Genomic DNA, 20430 nt, shown 5'->3' with positions numbered 1-20430 from the left:
GTAATTATGGTGAAGGGTGTCGAAATTTTTCAAATTTTTTTAATCTCGACAATATCCATAAATTCCTGCGTGCGTAAGAGGAGAGCAAACAACCTTACCAAACTAACCAAAACTCTCCTTACTCATGAAAATATTATCCCCATCGGCCCACGGCGTAATGGATTACGCAACGGTCGCTCTGTTTGCCCTGGCTCCTACCATTTTTGAATTTACCGGCACCTACGCTACTGTATGCTATGTGCTGGCGGCTGGCTACCTGGTAGTTACTTTGCTCACGGCTTTCCCGATGGGCGCCATCAAGATGATTCCTTTCCCGGTGCACGGCGGCTTTGAGCTGGTGAGTGGTCCTATTATGCTGGCTTCGCCCTGGCTGTTTGGCTTCGCCAACGACAACCTCGTAGCCCGCAACTTTTTCGTGGCAATGGGTATCGTTTTCCTACTCGTGTGGATGATTACCGACTGGCATGCCCAAACCCAGACGAATGCTCGCGGTAGCTTGATGACCGATCATAACCGTTAGAATAATTGAAGCCTAGGCTTCTACAAAAAAGGCCGACGTGGTGCAAACCGCGTCGGCCTTTTTGTTTTTAGTAAGCCAGCTGAAAGCATTTGCGCTAGAACGTCATGTCGGTCAGCAGGAAACATGATGTTCTACATTAGCACATATGGTGGCTTACCGTCGGAAGCTGAATCCGATAAAGTATTCACGGTCAGTTTGATGATTGAGAGGTAGGTGAGTGCCAAAGTCAAGTTGCAGGTTGTCGCCGATGTCGAACTGCGGACCTAGGTTGATGGAGCTGCGCCACGCCGATTGGCGCATATCCCAGTAGCCTACGATTTCGGCAAAGCCTTCCAGCCATTTGGTAAACTCCCGGTCGATGGTGAAGGTGGGCGTGAGCAGCATGAAGTGTGAAGTCGTTTCGCGGTCGTAGCTCCAAACTCCGGCAACCTGGCCGCCCACGTTCCAATTATGCGGCAATTTGTAAACAGCGGGCACTGAAAAGCCTACTTCTGTTCCGCCTTCACCCAAAGTTCCGCCAGTAGGCAGACGTACCAGACCCAGCACGGCTAAGGCAAAGGGTTTGTTATCATCGCCAAGTATATTTCGCTTCACCCGGAAAGTGAGGTCGCCAAAACCGGCCTGGCGCTCAGGAGAAGCAGTGCTTGGCGTTTCCCAGTGTTTGTTGATGCTGTAGGAATTAACCTGTAGCTGCACGTCCGTTTTATCGGTAAGACCTAGCTTTAGCAGTACATGGCTGAGGTACAGCTCTCGGTCGCGGCTTTGACCCTCCCGGCCATTAATCAGGCGAAAACCATCGTTTTCGAGTTGAAAGTGGCCAGCATCTACAGTGTACGGGCTATCCGTAATGCCGGGTCTGTCGGGCACCAAGGGGCGCATGTATTTGCGCGGCGTCGGGTTGAACAGCGAGTACTGATGCTTATTTACCGGAATTGTGTCATTGGTTTGGGCGCGCGCGGCACCCGTCGCAGCCAGCAGTACCTGGGCCGCGACGATTAGTCGGGAGTAAGAAGGACTCATTGTATAAGGGAAAGGGAGAGTTTTCCTTCATACGGCGTCGGCGGCGCCAGGATATGGTTTCGCCTGGCTTCAAAACGGCACAATCGCCTTCACGCTGAAGTTGCGCCCCATGTTATAAATGCCCAGCCGACCCGTTGGCGAGGTCTGGTAATACTCGAAGTACTTGAGCCGGTTTAGGTTCGACTGGTAGGCTTTGTCGAACACATTGTCCAGCTGCACAAAGAGTTGCAGCCACGGCTTTTCTTGCTTATTGACGAACGTAGTGCCGGCTCCCAGGCTCCAGAGCGCGTAACCGGGCGTGGCCGTTTCGGTGTTGTCGACGGCGTAAAAGCGATTTTGGGTAGCCACCATTTCCAGCCCCATGTGCGCGTAAGTTTGGGCGAGCCAACTTGTCGGCTTAGCCAGCGTGGCCCGCAGTTCCGAGCGCGTGCGCAGCGGCGGCATGAACGGCAGGTAGCGGGCGGCGCGGCCGTGTTGCTCCTTCAACGCACCGTTTCGGTTCAGGCCATTCACAAACGCCAGACTGTTGTCGAAGAGCAGCCAGGGCGCGGCGTGTGGGTGCAGCTTTAGGCTGGCTTCCAGGCCGTAGAGGCGCGCGGCGGCCTGCTGGTACTGGTACGTAGTGTTGCCGGGCACAATGACGACCGGCTGCCCGGCCGCGTCATAAAGCTTGGCTTGGTAGATGTAATTCTGAATGCTGTTGTGAAACACTTCCACGCTGGCATCCAGGTCGGGCAGGGAAGCCAGCAGACCTAGGTCTTGCTGCAAAGAGAACTCGGGCCGGAAGCTACGGTTGCCCAAATACACGATGTGCGCGCCGGGGTCAAGGCCGTTGGAGCCAACTTCTGTGATGTTTGGGGCGCGGTAGCCGCGGGCGAGATTGGCCTTCACCAGCAGCCGCTCCGATAAAGCGTACGTCGCGCCCAAGCTCCCCGAAACGCCCCGGAACCACTTCTGCAACGCCGGAAATTGCGGTGTTTCCCCATTCGCCTCGCCGGCGGAAAGCTGCTGATCGAAGCCCGTACCTAGGTTCGGCCCCACGTAAAAATCATCCCAGGCCAGGCGCCGGGCATCATAGCGCGCACCGCCCGAGAGGTCGAGCTTGCCGAACGACTTCTTTAGGAACACATAAGAACCTAGGTCGAACAGCGAGTAGTCCGGGATGGGAAAGTCGGTGGCGTCGCGGTTCTGGTTGTGCTGCGCCATGCCATTCAGACCTAGGGTTGTTTCCAGGCCGTGCCACATGGGCAGGTTGTAGCGCAGGTCGTAGTTGAAGGTGGTAAGCGCCACGGCAAGACCCGCTTGCTTGGGTGCTGTCGGGTGGTTGAACTCGTAGCGGAAGTTCTGCTGCGCCCCCAGCATTATGTTCAACTCGTGCTGACCTAGGCGCAACTGACTGCGGGTAAAAAGGCGGTAGTGCTTGATGAGTTGGTGCAGCGTGCCGATGGAATAGGAGCGCAGCCCATCGTTCGTTACCAGCGGCCGGTTCTTGAGGTCGTCCAAGTCAGCTTCAAACACCTGTTTGGTAAAGCGGCGGCTGAGCGAATCGCGGCTGCCGTCGGGAATTTCCTGGCGGTTGTGATAAGCCGTGGCGTACCAGTGCGAGTAGCCCCACGGCTTATCCACGCCCACCATGCCCGACAGGTTTAGCTCCCGAAAGGCGGTGCCGTACACGCGTCCATCGACGCGGTTTTGGTAATTGGCGGCTGTTTTCTGCGAAGCGCGAAACGCGTACTGCCAATCGGGCTGACGGTAGGAGAGACCTAAGGACGTGCCAACGAGGCCATTATTGGTGTGGTATTCCGTCACAACATCGCCGCGCAGCTTCCCGACAGGCCCGCTCGGGTGCGCCGGTAGCATGTTGATAACGCCCGCCACCGCATCCGAGCCATACATCAGGCTGGCCGGGCCTTTCACCACTTCCACCCGCTCGATGTCATACTGATCGACTTCAATACCGTGCTCGTCGCCCCACTGCTGGCCCTCCTGGCGCAGGCCGTTGTACAAGGTCAGCACCCGGTTATACCCTAGGCCCCGAATGAAGGGCTTGGAAATATTCGGCCCGGTGGTCATGGCCGTGAGGCCGGGCACGCCGCGCACCGCCGCGTCGATCAGGTTGGTGTTGAGGTTCAGGTTCATCTCGCGCTTGCTGATAACGGCAATCGGGACGGGGCTGCGCCGGATTTCAGTGGTCCGCGACACACCCGTTACGACCACTTCTCCTAGCTTCGAGGTGGTAGGTTTGAGCGTGGCATTCACCTCAATCGTCTGGCCGCCAACGACCTCCACCGGCAAGCGTTGCGAATCATAGCCCAGAAAAGAAAAGACGACCTCGTGCCTGCCGGCCGCTACAGTAGTCAGTTGGTAGCGGCCTTCCTTTGATGTAGTAGCCCCGAGGGCCGTGCCTGCCAGCATCACGCTTACAAACTCGAGCGCCTTGCCTTCTGCCGTTACCCGGCCCCGAATTGTGCCATGCTGCGCCTGCGCGTTCTGCCAAAAAGTACTCAGCAACAGTGCTATGAACAATACTCGCCAGGAAGTAAAGAAAGCTTTCATGAGCCTTAAGCTTAGCTTAAAAATTTATTTAGGGTAATCTAAATCAGTGGGCAAAAAAAGGTCGCTGCTGATGCCAGCAGCGACCTAGGTAGGCTATGCGAAGAACGTTTTGTAGAGCAGGTACACGTTCAGCAGGATGATGATGCCGGACACAACCCAGGCGGTGAACTGCACATAAGGGCGGTTGGCAAACACGCCCATCTTGGCCCGGTCGCCGGTGAATAGCACGAGCGGCACCACTGCGAAGCTGAGCTGCAACGACAGAATTACCTGACTGAGTACCAGCAAGTCGCTGGTGCCCTGCTCTCCGTAGAGCAGCGTGACAATGAAGGCCGGCACCACGGCAATACCGCGCGTGATGAGGCGGCGTACCCACGGCTTCAGGTGCAGGTTGAGGAAGCCTTCCATCACAATCTGCCCGGCCAGCGTGCCCGTCAGGGTTGAATTTTGGCCGGAAGCCAGCAGCGCCACCGCAAACACGGCACTCGCCGCGCCGGCACCTAGCACCGGCGCCAGCAGCTTGTGTGCGTCCATGATGTCGGCTACGTCATGCATGCCGTTTTTGTGGAAAGCCGCGGCGGCCGTCACCAGAATAGCGCCGTTCACGAAAAACGCCAGAAACAAGGCTAGGGTCGAGTCGATGGTGGCGAATTTGATGGCCATGCGCTTGCCAGTTTCCGTCTGCTCGATGGCGCGCGTCTGCACAATGCTGGAGTGCAGATATAGGTTATGCGGCATCACCGTTGCGCCCAAAATGCCAATGGCGATGTAGAGCATGCCCGGATCGGTAACCACCTGCTTTTGCGGCACCAAACCCTGCAGAATGCCAAAATAATCAGGGTTCGAAACGATAATTTCGTACAAGAAGCACCCGAAAATCAGGAAGATAAGTCCGGCGACGATGCTTTCAATCAGGCGAAAGCCTTTGCTCTGAAACAGCAGAACCAGGAAGACATCCAAGATGGTGAGACCCACGCCCCAGGGCAGCGGCAGGCCGAAAAGCAGGTTCAGGGCGATGGCCGAGCCGATAACTTCGGCCAAGTCGCAGGCGGCAATGGCTATCTCGCAGAGCACCCACAGCCCGATGGCAACCGGCTTGGAATAATGGTCGCGGCAGGCCTGGGCCAGGTCACGGCCCGTCACGATACCTAGCTTGGCGGCCAAGTGCTGCAAGAGCATCGCGAAAAGATTGGAAATCAGGATAACCGACAGCAGCGTATAGCCGTAACGGGCACCACCGGCAATGTCGGTGGCCCAGTTGCCGGGGTCCATGTAGCCCACCGCCACCATCAGGCCTGGCCCCCAGAAAGCTAGGAACTTACGCCAAAAAGGAGCATTTGCGGCCGGCACCTTGATGCTGGCAAATACTTCGCTCAGCGAAGGCGCCTGCCGGGCCCGCCGCCACCCCGATTCGGAGCTGGCCTCGACCGAAACCGGAGCAGCCACAGGCGGATTTTGTACAACTGGCGGCATATCGTTCGGAAAAGTTGGCTTCACGAAGAGATTATTTTTAGAAAGGCCTAAATTATTTTTTAAGCTCACTTAAATACAACATTTTTCTCTTAAATGTTTCGAAAAGCCGGAAAGTGAGTTTTTTACCGGATTTTTGTCGCCCCATTTTGGGTTCCTAGCACATGAGCATCGCCAAAACCAAAAACCAGTTCGGTCTTATATCGCTCGTTGTGAGCATAGGGTTGGTGGCAATTAAGTTTTATGCCTACTACCTGACGGCTTCGCAAGCCGTGCTGACCGACGCGCTGGAGTCGATTATCAACGTTTTCACCAGTGGCTTTGCCTTGTACAGCCTGTATCTGGCCGGGCAGCCCAAAGATGAAAACCACCCGTACGGCCACGGCAAAATCGAGTATTTGTCGGTAGGCTTCGAGGGGGCGCTGATTCTGATTGCGGGCGTCTACATCTTCTACAGCGCCACGCAGGCATTATTGCACCCGCACGCCGTGGCCCGCCCCGATTCGGGTATGGCCTTGCTCGGCTTTACGGCCCTGGTAAACCTAGGTACCGGCTTCCTGCTGATTCGCTCCGGCAAGCGGCTCAGCTCGGTAGCGTTGGTGGGCGATGGGCAGCACCTCTACCTCGATGCCCTGAGCACGCTCATCTCGTGCGTGGCGTTGGTGCTGGTAGCCGTCACGGGCAACGTGTTGTTCGATGCCGGTGCGGCCTTAGGGCTAGGTATTTTTATTGTGGTGAACGGCTACCGCATGGTGCGGCGCTCGGTGTCGGCGCTGATGGATGAGTCGGATGCTACCGTCGTGCGCGACGTTATTGCCGAATTGCAGCGCTACCGCCAGCCCGCCTGGATTGATGTGCACAACCTGCGCGTGTTGCGCTACGGCGCCGATCTGCACATCGACTGCCACATTCAGATGCCGTATTACTTCAGCCTGGAAGAAACCCACACTGAGCTGAATAAGATCGAACATCTTATTCGTCAGCGTTTTGACGTGGAAGTGGAAATGTTCGTGCACGCCGATCCGTGCACGTTTGCGGCCTGTTCGCTGTGCCACATGCCGGAGTGTCCCGTGCGCCAGCATGCTTTCGCCAAGGAAATCACCTGGACACTTGGCAATGCTGTTAAAAACGAGCGCCACCACCTGACGCCGGAGTTGGAGGAGAAGCAGTAAAGGGTAGCCCCACCTTCAAGGCTGTTATGTTCTAGCGGGCGCCTCACCCCCCTGGCCCCTCTCCGAGAAGGAGAGGGGCCAGGGGGGTGAGGCGCCCGCTAGAACGAGCCACGCCAGAACGCAACAGTTCCGAGAAGCAGCCTTAATCCACCACCAAACGGCGGGTGAACTGCTCGGTGCCGGATGTAGCGCGCACCACGTACACGCCGGCGCGCAGCCCGGCAAGGCTCACCTGCAAATCATTCTGACCGGCCGCAAAATCCGTTGTGCGCACCACGCGACCTAGGGCGTCGTGCAGGGTAGCTACGGTAGCGCCCGACGAAGAGCCAGGTAGGTGCAACGTTACGGTGTGCTGCGCCGGATTGGGCCAGAGCTGAAAAGCCGCCGCCCGCGCATTGTTGGTGGCGAGTACGTAGGCGCGGTTTTCCAGTACCAGAATCCGGTCGTCGGAGGCGGCGGGGTTGCCGCGGCCGTCGCGGTTGCTGGTGCTCACGTAGATCCGCCCTTGCGGCGACACGCAGATGGCCCGCAGACGACCAAAACCTGAAAGAAAATCGGCGGCATTACCCACGGCTTCCCCATTGCTGGTGAGCGGCAGTTGTGTCATTTTGTTGCCTCGAAGCGATACCGCCAGCAGGTTGTTGCGCCACTCCGGAATCGCCGGGTGATCATAATACGCCACGCCGGCGATGCCTACCGTCGGAGCCCAGCTGTAGAGTGGCGCCCGCACGTTGTTGGCGGTGCAAAAGGCTTGCTCACTGGGTAAATTACAGTTGCCTTCTACCGTGGGCCAGCCGTAGTTGCGGTTCGGCTCGATCAGGTTTAGCTCATCCTCCGCATCCTGGCCGTGCTCAGTGCTATAAATCTTACCGTTAGCACGCACCAGCCCTTGCGGGTTGCGGTGGCCGAAACTGTACATAGGATTACCTGCTACCGGATTATCGGCCGGGATGGTGCCATCCAGGTTCAGGCGCAGCACCTTGCCGATCAACGCGCCGGTATTCTGCGCTTCGGGCCGCTGCTGCGCGTCGCCGGTCGTCATCAGGAGGGTACGGTCGGGCAGGATAATCAGGCGGGAGCCGGCGTGCGTACTATTGGCCGTGATGCCACCGAGCAGCACCGTCGGATTGCTCAACGAGCCCGTGCCGGCCGCCGAATACGTATAGCGGACCAGCTTTTCCTTGTAGCCGTTATCGTTGTAGTTATACACAATGTAGACGTAGGGCGACGCGGTAAAATCGGGGTGCAAAGTCATGCCGAGCAGGCCACCTTCGCTGCTGGTTACCACATCGGGTACGGTGATGAGGGGCAGCACCTGGCCGGTGGTTGGGTTCACGCGGCTGATGCGGCCGCCGCGCTCCGTCATCCAGATAAAGTTATCAGGTCCCCAGATCAACTCCCACGGCACGCTCAGGTTAGTGGCCAGCGGGGTCACCGAAACCGTAGTGGCCCCTACCGGAAAAGTCGTGGTTTGAGCCGAAACGCTACTGAGCAGCAGCATCATTCCCAGAAAAAATAGGATAAAGCTTTTCATGATAAGTTGTTGATGGTGAATGGATACTATCCTTACGAAAAGCACTGGCGAAAAGCTTTAATCTACTAAACTTGCCGGATTCCGCTTCCGGGTTAGCTTTGTTAGTGTCACTTTCCCCTCCTGATTTGATGAAACGAATTCTACCGCTCCTCACGGTTGGTCTGGTTGCCTTTGGCGCCGGAGCACTGGTGCCACGCCCGGCCGCCCTGCCCGACATCACCGTGCCGATGGCCCGCGCCGCGCAGGAGCTATTCGGCCTGAGCTTCACTGATGCCCAGCTCGACTCGACCCGCCGCAACCTGGCTTCGTACCGCGAGAGCTACCAGACATTGCGCGGCATCACACTGCCCAACAGCGTCGCGCCGAGTATGGTGTTCGACCCGAGGCCGTTGCGCATGCGCCAAGCCATGCTGAGTGCGTCCAAAGCCGACGCCGGTAAGCTGCCGACAACCGCTAAAGTAAAGCTGCCCGCCAACCGCGACGACCTAGCTTTCTATACCGTGCGCCAACTCGGTGAGCTGCTGCGCACCAAGCAGATTTCTTCGGAAGAGCTGACCAAGTTCTTCCTGGCTCGCCTCAAAAAGTACGATCCGCAGCTGCACTGTGTCATTTCGCTTACCGAAGACCTAGCTTTGCAGCAAGCCCGGCAGGCCGATCAGGAAATTAAAGCGGGCAAATACCGTGGTCCGCTGCATGGCGTGCCGTTCGGCGTGAAAGACTTGTTCAGCGCCAGAGGTTACAAAACCACCTGGGGCTCCGTGCCTTACAAAGACCAAACGCTGAATGAAGACGCAGCCGTCGTAGAACGGTTGCGAGCGGCCGGCGCCGTGTTGGTGGCCAAGCTGACCCTCGGCGAGCTAGCCCAGGGCGACGTATGGTTTGGGGGCAAGACCCGCACGCCCTGGGACGTTGCGAAAGGCTCCAGCGGTTCCTCGGCCGGCTCGGCGTCGGCGGTGGCGGCGGGCTTGCTGCCGTTTGCCATCGGCACCGAGACCCTAGGTTCCATCGTGAGCCCCAGCACCGCCTGCGGCGTTACGGGCCTGCGCCCCACCTACGGACGCGTAAGTCGGGCCAACGCTATGGCCCTGAGCTGGAGCATGGACAAAGCCGGTCCACTGGCCCGCTCCGCCGAAGACTGTGCCATTGTGTTAGCTGCCCTCACGGCCGCGGGTCCCGATCCGCGGGACCCGGCTACGATGCTGGCTTCCAATACGTTCCGCTACGCCTTCGACACCGATGTGAAAAAGCTGCGCGTAGGCTACGTGAAAGCTAGCTTCGACACAGACTACCCGACCAAAGCCAACGACCAGGCCGTACTGGAAGTGCTGGGTAAGCTAGGTATCGAGCTGGTACCCATTACATTGCCCACTATTCCGCCGGCCAGCCTGCGCTTTGTGCTGACGGCCGAAGGCGCCGCGGCCTTCGACGACCTCACCCGCTCGGGCCGCGACCAGCAGATGGTGCTGCAAAACCGCTTTGCCTGGCCCAACACGTTCCGCTCGTCGCGCTTCATTCCGGCCGTGGAATACATTCAGGCCCAGCGCGTTCGTAGTCTACTAATTGAGCAAATGGATACGCAGCTAAAAGGCTTGGACGCGTACGTATCGCCGTCCTTCGTGGGCGCTAATCTGGTGCTGACCAACCTCACCGGGCACCCGGCCGTCGCGCTGCCCAACGGCCTCACGGCGCAAGGCTTGCCGACGACTATTACCTTCATGGGCCAGCTTTACGAAGAAGGCAAGCTGCTGGCGCTGGCCAAAGCCTACCAGGACGCTACGGACTTCGACGAGAAACACTCGCCGCTCAATTTCTAAAACCTAGGCTGGGTGGGCAGTGAGCAGAAGAACGTCATTCTGCAAGGCTAACCTAGGTTTTATTTGATCCAACCAACCTATTTGCTTTCAATGGTCACACATTATTTTCAACAGCGTTTCGACGGCTTTCAGATCAGCGCCGACCCCGCGCAGCTAGACCTAGATGCTATCCATCGTTTTCTGGCGGAAGAGTCGTATTGGGCGATCAATATTCCGCGCGAAACGGTAGAGAGAGCAATCCAGAACTCGCTCAACTTTGGCCTGTATACGCCTCAGGGCCAAATTGCTGGCTTTGCGCGGGTGGTGACCGATAAAGCCACCTTCGCGTGGTTGTGCGACGTGTTTGTGCTGCCTGCTTACCGTGGGGTCGGCTTGTCGAAGTGGCTGATGGAAGTCGTTTGGACACACCCGGAATTGCAAGGATTACGGCGCCGTATGCTGGCCACTCTCGACGCGCACAGCCTGTACACGCAATTTGGTTTCGCGCCGCTCACAACGCCGGACCGTTTTTTGGAGAGTAAGCTACCTAACCCCTACGGCGTGGCAACGGCAAATTGATCGACCGGGCCGCGACGTTGGCTTCTATTTTTTTATAGCTATTTGATGTCACTATTTAACGGCAGCATTTCCTTGAACACGACCCTCGCTACTCGCTGGCAGCGCCTCACCACGCCGCTCACGGCCGACGTCGCGCTGCGCGAAACTATGTTTCGCCAGCTTTCGGAGGCGTATGGCTCTTCCGACCGGCATTATCACACCTTAACCCACATCCGCAGCATGCTCGATGCGCTGGAGCGCTCGGGTTTGGCTTTGCAGGACCCCCTGGTAGTGCAGCTGGCCGCCTGGTTTCACGATGCGGTGTATAGCTACCTGCGCGACGATAATGAGGTGCGGAGCGCGCTGTTAGCCAAGGAATTCCTATCAAAAACCACATTGTCGGCGGAGCGTTGCAGCCGCGTGGTTTTCCTGATTGAGCGCACCAAAGACCACACCCAACCGCAGCCCGCCGGCGACAAAGACCTGCTCTGGTTTCTGGATGCGGACCTACAAATTCTGGGCGCGCCCGAGGCGGACTACTGGCAGTATGCCCGGCAAGTGCGCCAGGAGTATCGCCTCGTGCCGGAGTTTATGTATCGCCGGGGCCGGCGCAAAGTGCTGGAGAAGCTGCTGGGGGTTCCGCAGCTTTATCAAACGGAAGATTTTCGGAGCCGGTTGGAGGCCGCTGCCCGCCGCAACCTACGAGCCGAGTTGCAGGACCTAGGGTAGTCGATAAGAGCGGATTGTAGCGCAAAACAGGCTCTGAGAACCTGCAACGCCCAAGTGAGGCCCGCGTCTTTAAAGGAAAGCTAGGTTATCTTGCCTGCGCTTATCCTTTCTTTAAAGCTGATGCGTTTCTCCTCCTTTGCTCGGTTGCTGCCCTGGCTGCTGCCGATTTCCGGCGCCGTGGCCCAGACCAAGCCCGCCGCCAACCTAGGTCCGCTTACCGTTGAGAAAATCATGCGCGACCCGGTGCAGTGGCTCGGGACGGCTCCTTCCAACATTGCCTGGGCCGAAGACAGCAAGCGCATCTATTTCGACTGGAACCCGGAGAAGAACCGCCGCGATTCGCTCTATTCCGTGGCGCCCGGTGGTGGCACGCCGCGCAAAGTGAGCTTGCGGGAGCAGCGCACGCTGCCTACCACTACCGGCGAGTACGACCAGCGCTACACCCGCAAAGTATACGAGCGCGACGGCGACATCTACCTGCTCGACCTGAAAACCAACAAAACGCGCCGCGTGACCAACACGGCCGAGCGCGAGTCGGGACCTAGGTTTGCCCTGCGCGAGCAGCTCATCAGCTACCTGCGCGCCGGCAACCTCTACACCTGGGACCCCGCCACCGGCGAAACCGTGCAGCGCACGGATTTTCGCAAAGGCACCAAGCCCGGCGACCCGCTGACCAGCAAGGAAGAGAAGTTTCTGAAAGCGCAGCAGCTCGCTTTGTTCCAGATTATTCGGCAGCGCGACCAGGACCGGCAGGCGCGGGAGCGGGTGCAAAAAGCACTGGCCAGGTTGCAGCCCAAACCTATTTATACCGGCCTTCAGAACGTCGATAATATCGTGCTGAGCCCGGATGGCCGCTACGTGACCTACCGCCTGGTGCTGGACCCAACGGCCGTGAAGACGGCCGTGGTACCTAGCTTCGTGACGGCTTCAGGCTACACCGAGGACATTCCGGCCCGCACCAAAGTGGGCGTTGCGCAGCGCACCTACAGCCTAGGTTTCTACGATGTCGGGCGCGACACTACGTACGCCATCAGCTTCCGCGACCTGCCCGGCTACAACGACCAACCCGCTTACCTAAAGGAGTACGCCAACAAATCAAAGGCAGGACCATCAGCTGATTCGGCAAAGACGGCAGGCGCTAAAAAAGCCACCGCTACTGACCGTGCGCTGGCACCTTTCGGCCCTTTTTGGTCTGAAAACGGCGAACGAGCCTTCCTGGTAATCCGTTCCGCTGATAACAAGGACCGCTGGATTGCCGCGCTCGACCCGACCACGCGCCGCCTCACGTCCCTCGACCGCCAGCACGACGACGCGTGGATAAACGGCCCCGGCATCGGCTACGATGAAGGCAACGTGGGCTGGATGCCGGATAACCGCCGCATCTGGTTTCAGAGCGAGGAAACCGGCTATAGCCACCTGTATACCGTCGACGCCACCAGCAAGCAGAAGAAAGCCCTGACCAGCGGCAGCTTCGAGATTCAGGAAGCTAGGCTCAGTCGCGACCAGAAGACGTGGTACATCACGGCGAACAAAACCGCGCCGGGCGAGAAGCAGTTTTACCGGCTACCCGCCAATGGCGGCGACCTCACGCAGCTTACGACGCTGCCCGGCGCCAGCGAAGTCACCGTTTCGCCCGACGAGAAGACCTTAGCCGTGCGCTATAGCTACACCAATAAGCCCTGGGAGCTGTACGTGATGGAGAACAAGCCCGGCGCCAAAGCCCGCCAGCTCACGCACAGTACCACGCCGGAGTTTGAAAGCTACCCGTGGCGTGAGCCCGAAATCATCAAGATCAAAGCCCGCGACGGTGCTGATGTGTATGCCCGGCTCTACCGGCCGGCTAGTCCTACGGCGCAAGGCCCGGCGGTAATTTTCGTGCACGGCGCGGGCTATTTGCAGAACGCGCATAAGTGGTGGAGCCAGTACTTCCGCGAGTACATGTTCAATAACCTGCTGGTAGACAAAGGCTACACCGTGCTGGACATCGATTACCGCGGCTCCAGCGGCTACGGCCGCGACGTGCGCACCGGCATCTACCGCTACATGGGTGGCAAAGACCTTTCCGACCACGTCGATGGTGCCAAGCTTCTGGTCGAGAAATATGGCGTGAGTCCGCAGCGAATCGGTATTTACGGCGGCAGCTACGGCGGCTTTATTACGCTCATGGCCATGTTCACCCAACCCGATGTATTTCGGGCGGGTGCCGGCCTGCGCTCCGTAACCGATTGGGCGCACTACAACCACGGCTACACCGACAACATCCTCAACGAGCCCTACAACGACAGCCTGGCCTACGCCCGCTCTTCGCCCATCTACTATGCCGAGGGGCTGAAAGGCGCCCTGCTCATGTGCCACGGCATGGTCGATACGAACGTGCACTTCCAGGATATCGTGCGCCTCAGCCAGCGCCTGATTGAGCTGCACAAGGAGAATTGGGAGCTAGCCGTGTACCCGGTCGAAAACCACGGCTTCGAGGAACCCGCCTCCTGGACCGATGAGTACAAGCGCATTTTGAAGCTATTTGAAACGAACCTGAAGCCAGTAGGCATTAGTCAGGGCGGGAGCGGGCAGTGAGTTGTAGGAGGTGTTTTCTATGCAAAAGCTGCTGCTGCTGACGGGATTGCTGCTGCTGGCGTGTGGCAGCTTTTTCTTCTCGCCGGCACCCACGGGCCAGGCCGATGAGGAGTACTGGGGCACTTATGCTCAGGTGAATTCCCGCATGGGCTTTGTCATCAACGGCGATACTCGCGAATACATAGCTGCTGCCCGCGAGCCTGCCCGCCTCTTGCAGGAAAAGGAAGTGCGGCAGTCCCGGCCGTTGTACATCCTGCTAGGTTCAGGCCTGGGGTATGCGTTGCAACCGGTGTTAGGCAGCATCAACGTAGCCGATACCTGGGGCGGAATTGCCGCCGAATCGCCGGACTTCCTGGGGTTTTACGCTGGCTACGTGCTGCTCAACTTTGTGGTGCTGCTGGCTAGCCTGTACCTGTTCGTGCGGATAGGCGAATTGCTCGCGGAAGGCCCGACCGACAAAATTGTGCTGTATGGCCTAGGTTGGTTTCTGGTTTCCAACCCCATCACCAAAGCCTTTTTCTGGACGGCGCACCAGCAGATGTTTGCCTTCTTTACGCCGCTGCTGTACCTCTACGGGCTATTGCGCTACCGCACGGTTGTGCTCAGTTGGCGGCAAAGCCTAGGGTGGGCACTGGGGCTAGGTGCGTTGGCATTGGTGTACGGCAACTTCGTGCTAGGTCTGCCTTGCCTGCTCTATCAATTACTGACCTACAGAGCTAGGTATTCAACTCCGGTGCTGCTTGGTCGAATGTTGGCAGCTACGGCCTGCTTTGTGCTGCCCACGTTTGCCTGGATCGGCCTTTTAAAGCTCTACGGCGTCACGTATTACAATCAGGAAGCCGTGCGCTTTCATCAGTTCACCTGGATGCTCGACGCGTGGCGCGAATCGCCCGGCACGTTCTTCTCCACGCTCAGCACAAACCTGCTGACGTTTTGGACTAACCTAGGTACCATCCAGGGTTTCCTGCTGGCTGCGCTCTTGCTCGGTGGCCTGCAACGTTGGCGCGGCCTAAAAGCACCAGCCGGCGTCTGGCCGGTGCTCGGGTTTGTGTTCCTGCTGTTCTTCGCCTTTTACGCCCTGATAGGCTACTATCCTGAGCGGCTAACCTTCACCTTAGTTCCTATTTTGCTGTGCGTGCTGGCCTTGCTGCTACTACGGCGACCATTGCCCTATCAACGGCTGTTGGTGTTGCTGGCCGCCCTGAGTTGGCATTGGTATGTGGTTTCCTCCTACGGGCCTTTTTCCTGAGAAATAACCTAGGTAGCGGCAGTTAATAGGGCGGCCAGTTAAAGGCGCTTCGTCAGCAGCAAGCCGCTGTAGGAATAGCCGTTTACATTCACGCCTTGTAGCGGCGCTAGTGAAAGCCCTGTTCGCTCAGTGGTTTTATGCAGCTGCGGCACCACAATGCCAACCGTAGTGCCTACCGCATACCCCACCAGGTTATCGGAGAGGAAGTGCTTGCCGGCTTCAATGCGCGTGTAGGCCATGGCCGCGGGCACAATGGCCGCAGCCGTCCATATAAAAGGCTCCGCCGCTGAACCCGGATGAAAATCGTGGTACACCTTGGCTGCGAAGAAGGTAGCCGCCGCCGTATTCGCCGTGTGGCCAGCAAAGAAGGAGTTAGTGGAAATGTGGCTGTTGCGGCTGCTGCCACCTTCCGAACCGTAGAGAAAAGGCCGGTAGCGCGTCACGTTGCCCACCGTCATTGTGAAGATAGCATTCTGCGCCAGCATCGTCTGAAGGTAAAGCCCTATTACCTGTCCATAACGGCCCCGCACGTCGGAGTCCAGGGCCAGCAAGCCAGGCGCAATCAGCAGCGTCGGATACACGATGAAGTCGCCGACGGTTTGGGCGGTTTTGCTGTAGTTGCCCGCCACAAACTGGTCGACCCTAGGTACATCGCTCTTACTGAGGGCGCTTAGCTGCGCTTGGGTTAAGCCGTCTTTCTGCGAAACCAGGTAAAGCCCGAGGCTGCTCACGGCACCTAGGCCCAGCGTAACCGGCGCATCTACGGCGAAGCGGGTGTGGTAGGGCGAAGGCGCCTGTTGAGCCAAGGCAGCAGGGCTGGTAGCCGTGAGCAATCCTAGGGAAAGGAGCCAAGGGAAGAAGTGTCTCATACAGTGAGAATAGGGTAGGAGCTATATAACGGCGACTCAACCGTAAAGTTGAGCGACTCTTTAACCCACTTACTTCTCTGGTCTGGAGGTGTGCAACGAAATGGCTTAACCTAAGCTTTCCTGCTATACAACAAGCTGGTTTAGCGAGCGAGCGTTTGCTGCGTGTCCGAATTAGCGTTCAGCCGATAGCTAAATAGAACGTTGAGGCTCACGGGAAATATGGTGTAAGTAATGGGGTCAGTGCTTGTGTACTGGTAATAATTCTGCGTCTCATATAGTCGCCCGTTTACCAGTAGGCCGAAGCGGCCGCGGCTCAGGCCAGTTTCCAGATAAGGCAGCGGGGTTCCATTAAAGCCGTATAAAAAATCGCTGTGCCCACTCCCAAAATACAAAACGGAAGTTTGATTCCAGAAGGTATTTAGCTCGTAGCCACCACCTAGCATGATCTGGTAAGATGACCCAACCGGAATGAACCCGCGCAAACCGAATTGTAGGTAGACATGCGTGCCATGCCATTCGAAGCTACCAGCTGACACCGTCGGAGTAGCGGCAAAGGCGACTGGCTTTCTGTTGCCAAAACTCGAAACGAGCAGGGAAGAGTGTAGGGCGAGGCGGCGTCCGGCATTCACGACGTCTACATAGCCGCCGCCTTGTAGGTGGGCCCGGCCATCGGCATTAAGACCGCCAAGTGTATTCTCCGGATTGTTTGATTCGCTAAAACGTAGCGAGTTATACCGCATTCCGGCTAGTACACCGGCCCGAACGGCTACTCGCGCCCGCTGAAGCTTATCGGGTATAACTTCCTGGCCAGCCTGCCGCTTTGCCGAGCACTGCAGGTTGTATGCTTGTACTACTTTTTTCAAGCCCTCAGCTGTGAAGGGTACCGTCTCCGATGCCTTGACAGCTGATTCACAATCACCAAAATATACCAGCAACTGACTCTTATAGTCATTGCCGTCGAAGACATTCATCTGTCCATTCTGGGAAGCTAGGTAGTGCCGCTCTGCCATTTCCAGGTAGGGTTGGCCTTCACGCCGCACAAAGAAGTGCTTGGTCTCGTTGATGATTATGCCTAATAAGGAAGCAGGGCCTTCTACCAGCACATCGGCTAAAACGGACTCAGGTACTTGTTTGTGTGGTACGCCCGTTGTGAGATATTGCAGGCGAACTTCTGCGTAACGATCAATGGGCAGTAGCTCACGCCGCAGCAGCCGACCCGTTGATAAGCACACGCTGCGTAGCTGTCCGGCCGGAAACGACTGAAGCCGCTCGTCGGGCGCTTTTCGGAAGCGAACGGCTGTTGGTGGCTCTTCCCAAAATTCATTTTCTACTTCGCCCCGCAGCGTATCGCCATGACTAAGAACTAAATAACCCGGTTCAAATTGTTGAGCGTACGACAACCGCACATAGAAAAAGGATAAAAGTGCTAGTAGTATTTTCTTCATACAAGTATAGTTTTATGTAAATCTATATAAATCAACAGAGTTCTGCTATCTGAGTATGAGATTCGCCAAGCCATATGGCTGCTGCCAAGAAGCCCGGTAGTAGCAGATAGATTATCAGTATACATGCAACTACCCAGGGGATTTGCCGCCAATTCCCAAGCGAAAACCGTAGCTTTGCGCTCCGCCCCGCATTGTGCTGCATAAGCAGGCCATCATTTCATCGACGACGAACCGAATGCCTTACCTATTTACTTCTGAGTCCGTTTCGGAAGGACACCCAGATAAAGTAGCCGACCAGATTTCTGACGCTATCCTTGATGACTTTCTGCGGCAAGATCCACAAGCGAAAGTAGCTTGTGAAACCTTGGTCACGACGGGCCTCGTCGTGGTGGCCGGCGAAGTTAAATCAACCGCCTACGTTGATGTACAGGGAATTACGCGCGCCGTTATCCGCCGAATCGGTTATACCAAAGCCGAGTACAAGTTCGAAGCTGAATCCTGCGGCATTCTGTCGGCCCTGCACGAGCAGTCGCCCGATATCAACCAGGGCGTAGAGCGCCAGAGCCCGGAAGAGCAAGGCGCCGGCGACCAGGGCATGATGTTCGGCTACGCCACGCGCGAAACCGACAACTACATGCCCCTGGCGTTGGATCTGTCGCACCGCCTGCTGCGCGAGTTGTCAGCCATCCGCAAGGAGGGCCAAGTGATGACTTACCTGCGCCCCGATGCGAAAGCGCAAGTCACGATTCGCTACTCCGACGACAACGTGCCCGAAGCCATTGATACCATCGTGGTCAGTACCCAGCACGATGAGTTTGACGATTCGGAGCAGGTGATGCTGGAGCAGATTTCCGACGATATCAAGTCGGTGCTAGTGCCACGAGTGATGGCCAAGCTGAGCCCCAGCGTGCAGCAACTCTTTACCGACGATATTACCTACCACATCAACCCGACCGGCAAGTTCGTCATCGGTGGTCCGCACGGCGACTCGGGCCTGACCGGCCGCAAGATCATCGTGGATACCTACGGCGGCAAAGGCGCCCATGGCGGCGGTGCTTTCTCGGGCAAAGACTCCTCGAAAGTAGACCGTTCGGCGGCGTATGCCACCCGCCACATTGCCAAGAACTTAGTAGCTGCCGGTGTTGCCGACCAAGTGCTGGTGCAGGTTGCCTATGCTATCGGCGTGGCCCAACCCGTCGGCTTGTACGTGACCACCTACGGCACCACCAAAGCCAAGGATGCCGACGGCAACCTGCTCACCGACGGGCAGATCTCAGAAAAAGTGCAAGCCCTGTTCGACCTGCGGCCTTACGCCATTGTGCAGCGCCTAGGTTTGCAAAACCCCATCTTCGGCGAAACGGCCACTTACGGACACATGGGCCACCAGCCCGGCAAGAAAGAAGTGAAGCTTCCCAGCGGCGAAGTGAAAACCTTTGAAACCTTCACGTGGGAAAAGCTCGACTACGTCGATACGATTAAAGCAGCTTTCAATTTGTAAGTCCTGCTGCTTACCTAGGTTCTAAAACAAAAGCGTCCTTCCTGCTTCAGGAAGGGCGCTTTTGTTTTAACTGAAATAAGGATGATCGAGGCTCTAAATTCCAAGCTCTCAGACCTAGGTTCTGCCAGTTAATGAGCTACTTGTTTCTCTTTATACTTCACAATTTGCCGCCGCAGGCAGTCATAAGCAGCGTCTGTGGCGGTTTCGAAAGTAGGGGCATCTTCCTGGCAAAAGAGGGTAGAGCCGGGTACAAACACCTTTACCTCTACCGTTTTGTTACTGATACCATCTTTATTGTTAAGCTTCAGAATAACTTCGCCTTCAATGACACGGTCGTAGAAGGTTTCGAGTTTATCGAGGCGCTTCTGGATGAAGTCTAGCAATTTCTGGTCGGCGTCGAAGTGCACCGAGTGCATCTGTACTTTCATCAGTTGTAAAAGTTTAGGTAAAAGAATAAACAATCAGGCCTTTGGGTGGGCCTTTTCAAATACGGCTTTTAGCTTGTCGATGGACAAGTGCGTGTACACCTGAGTCGCTGCCAAGTTCGCGTGACCCAACAGCTCCTTAATGGCGTTCAGATCAGCACCTTTGCCCAGCAGATGCGTGGCAAACGAGTGTCGCAGCACGTGTGGATGCTGCTGCGAAGAGGCGGTTGTAATCTGACCTAGGTACTGCTTCACGGTCCGGTAGACAAGCTTTTCGTAGAGGGGCTCTAGCTTCTCCGTAACGAGTAAGGCGCCGCGGGCGTTGTCGGTAGTGCCAAATTCTGTTTGTTTCTGGGCCAGGTAGCGCTCTATTACGGAAGCTAACGTGGGGTTCAGCGGCACCACGCGCTGCTTGTTGCCTTTGCCGGTCACGCGCACCGTGCGAGAGGCCAGGCTCACGTCGTCGTGCCGGATGCCGATAAGCTCCGAAAGCCGGATTCCGGTGCCGTAGAGCAGCTCCAGCACCAGCTGGTCGCGCCGCCCGATGAACGTATCCGGAAACTCGAAGGAGTTGAGCAGGTTATTAAGCGAATCTTCGGGCACGAAATCAGGCAGCTTCTTGGCCATCTTCGGGGCCGAGATGCGCAGCATAGGGTTGCGCGTAATCACGTTGGTGCGCAGCAGGTATTTGTAGTAGGAGCGCAGGCAGGCAATCTTGCGGTTCACCGTGCGCGGATCGTGCTGCTGCTGCATCAACTCCACAATCCAGGAGCGGATGAGCATGTGGTCGGCCTGGGTGGTATCCGCCAGCTCGTAAGTCTTCAGCAGGAAAGCCGCGAACTGCCGCAGATCGGTTTGGTAGGAGAGAACCGTGTGCGGACTAAAGCGCCGCTCAAACCGGAGGTAATCAAAAAATAAATCCATACGCTGAACGCCTGAGCCTAGGTAGGCCGGGCGGTTAAGGTATGGATTTAAACTGAGATGTACGGACGCGAAAAAACCGGCTGATTCGCTTTTG

General features: G+C 57.2%; 16 protein-coding genes. 8 read left to right on the top strand and 8 right to left on the bottom strand.

The window, feature by feature from the left end; genetic code table 11:
* Positions 1 to 124: 124 nt before the first annotated feature.
* Entirely contained in the window at positions 125 to 520 is a 396-nt protein-coding gene (locus tag IEX74_RS03255) for an SPW repeat domain-containing protein (RefSeq protein ID WP_188810865.1), read from the top strand.
* A gap of 153 nt (positions 521 to 673) precedes the next feature.
* On the opposite strand, the gene IEX74_RS03250 is transcribed toward IEX74_RS03255, so the two are convergent.
* The 3 genes from IEX74_RS03250 to IEX74_RS03240 all read right to left on the bottom strand — a co-directional run bounded on the left by IEX74_RS03250 (position 674) and on the right by IEX74_RS03240 (position 5569).
* Positions 674 to 1540: a transporter gene (locus IEX74_RS03250; RefSeq protein ID WP_188810863.1), complete on the bottom strand. Its 867-nt coding sequence runs from the start codon at positions 1538 to 1540 to the stop codon at positions 674 to 676.
* A gap of 69 nt (positions 1541 to 1609) precedes the next feature.
* A complete protein-coding gene (locus tag IEX74_RS03245) occupies positions 1610 to 4096 on the bottom strand; it encodes a TonB-dependent receptor (RefSeq protein WP_188810861.1) in 2487 nt (828 codons plus the stop codon).
* Positions 4097 to 4189: 93 nt separating this feature from the next.
* Complete coding sequence (locus IEX74_RS03240; protein ID WP_188810859.1) at positions 4190 to 5569, bottom strand: Nramp family divalent metal transporter; 1380 nt, start codon at positions 5567 to 5569, stop codon at positions 4190 to 4192.
* Between the two features lie 161 nt (positions 5570 to 5730).
* Here IEX74_RS03240 and IEX74_RS03235 point away from each other — a divergent pair, with 161 nt between their 5' ends.
* Positions 5731 to 6738, top strand: coding sequence for a cation diffusion facilitator family transporter (locus IEX74_RS03235; RefSeq protein WP_188810857.1), 1008 nt, complete (start codon positions 5731 to 5733; stop codon positions 6736 to 6738).
* Between the two features lie 142 nt (positions 6739 to 6880).
* Here IEX74_RS03235 and IEX74_RS03230 read toward each other — a convergent pair whose 3' ends face one another.
* A complete protein-coding gene (locus IEX74_RS03230) occupies positions 6881 to 8272 on the bottom strand; it encodes a PQQ-dependent sugar dehydrogenase (RefSeq protein WP_188810854.1) in 1392 nt (463 codons plus the stop codon).
* 128 nt (positions 8273 to 8400) lie between these two features.
* Between IEX74_RS03230 and IEX74_RS03225 the strand changes: the two genes are divergently transcribed.
* The 5 genes from IEX74_RS03225 (at position 8401) to IEX74_RS03205 (ending at position 15175) form a co-directional block, all read left to right on the top strand.
* Positions 8401 to 10086, top strand: coding sequence for an amidase (locus IEX74_RS03225; RefSeq protein ID WP_188810853.1), 1686 nt, complete (start codon positions 8401 to 8403; stop codon positions 10084 to 10086).
* Between the two features lie 90 nt (positions 10087 to 10176).
* Positions 10177 to 10644 (top strand): GNAT family N-acetyltransferase, encoded by a 468-nt coding sequence (locus IEX74_RS03220; RefSeq protein WP_188810851.1) that lies wholly within the window; start codon positions 10177 to 10179, stop codon positions 10642 to 10644.
* Between the two features lie 45 nt (positions 10645 to 10689).
* Positions 10690 to 11352, top strand: a complete 663-nt coding sequence (locus tag IEX74_RS03215; RefSeq protein ID WP_188810849.1) for an HD domain-containing protein — start codon at positions 10690 to 10692, stop codon at positions 11350 to 11352.
* A 120-nt stretch (positions 11353 to 11472) separates the two neighbouring features.
* Positions 11473 to 13926, top strand: a complete 2454-nt coding sequence (locus IEX74_RS03210; protein ID WP_188810847.1) for a S9 family peptidase — start codon at positions 11473 to 11475, stop codon at positions 13924 to 13926.
* A 19-nt stretch (positions 13927 to 13945) separates the two neighbouring features.
* Entirely contained in the window at positions 13946 to 15175 is a 1230-nt protein-coding gene (locus tag IEX74_RS03205; RefSeq protein WP_188810845.1) for a hypothetical protein, read from the top strand.
* 38 nt (positions 15176 to 15213) lie between these two features.
* On the opposite strand, the gene IEX74_RS03200 is transcribed toward IEX74_RS03205, so the two are convergent.
* Positions 15214 to 16044, bottom strand: a complete 831-nt coding sequence (locus tag IEX74_RS03200; protein WP_188810843.1) for a phosphatase PAP2 family protein — start codon at positions 16042 to 16044, stop codon at positions 15214 to 15216.
* A gap of 140 nt (positions 16045 to 16184) precedes the next feature.
* Positions 16185 to 17489, bottom strand: coding sequence for a hypothetical protein (locus IEX74_RS03195; protein WP_188810841.1), 1305 nt, complete (start codon positions 17487 to 17489; stop codon positions 16185 to 16187).
* Between the two features lie 235 nt (positions 17490 to 17724).
* Here IEX74_RS03195 and metK point away from each other — a divergent pair, with 235 nt between their 5' ends.
* Positions 17725 to 18987, top strand: coding sequence for a methionine adenosyltransferase (gene metK, locus IEX74_RS03190; protein ID WP_188810839.1), 1263 nt, complete (start codon positions 17725 to 17727; stop codon positions 18985 to 18987).
* Between the two features lie 128 nt (positions 18988 to 19115).
* Here the strand turns inward: metK and hpf are convergent, their stop codons facing one another.
* A complete protein-coding gene (gene hpf / locus IEX74_RS03185) occupies positions 19116 to 19415 on the bottom strand; it encodes a ribosome hibernation-promoting factor, HPF/YfiA family (protein ID WP_188810837.1) in 300 nt (99 codons plus the stop codon).
* Positions 19416 to 19448: 33 nt separating this feature from the next.
* On the bottom strand, positions 19449 to 20336 hold the full coding sequence (locus IEX74_RS03180) for a tyrosine-type recombinase/integrase (protein WP_188810835.1): 888 nt from the start codon (positions 20334 to 20336) through the stop codon (positions 19449 to 19451).
* Positions 20337 to 20430 lie beyond the last annotated feature (94 nt).

The organism is Hymenobacter cavernae, from assembly GCF_014641455.1.
Classification (GTDB): Bacteria; Bacteroidota; Bacteroidia; order Cytophagales; family Hymenobacteraceae; genus Hymenobacter; species Hymenobacter cavernae.
This window is presented reverse-complemented; position numbering and strand designations above follow the sequence as displayed.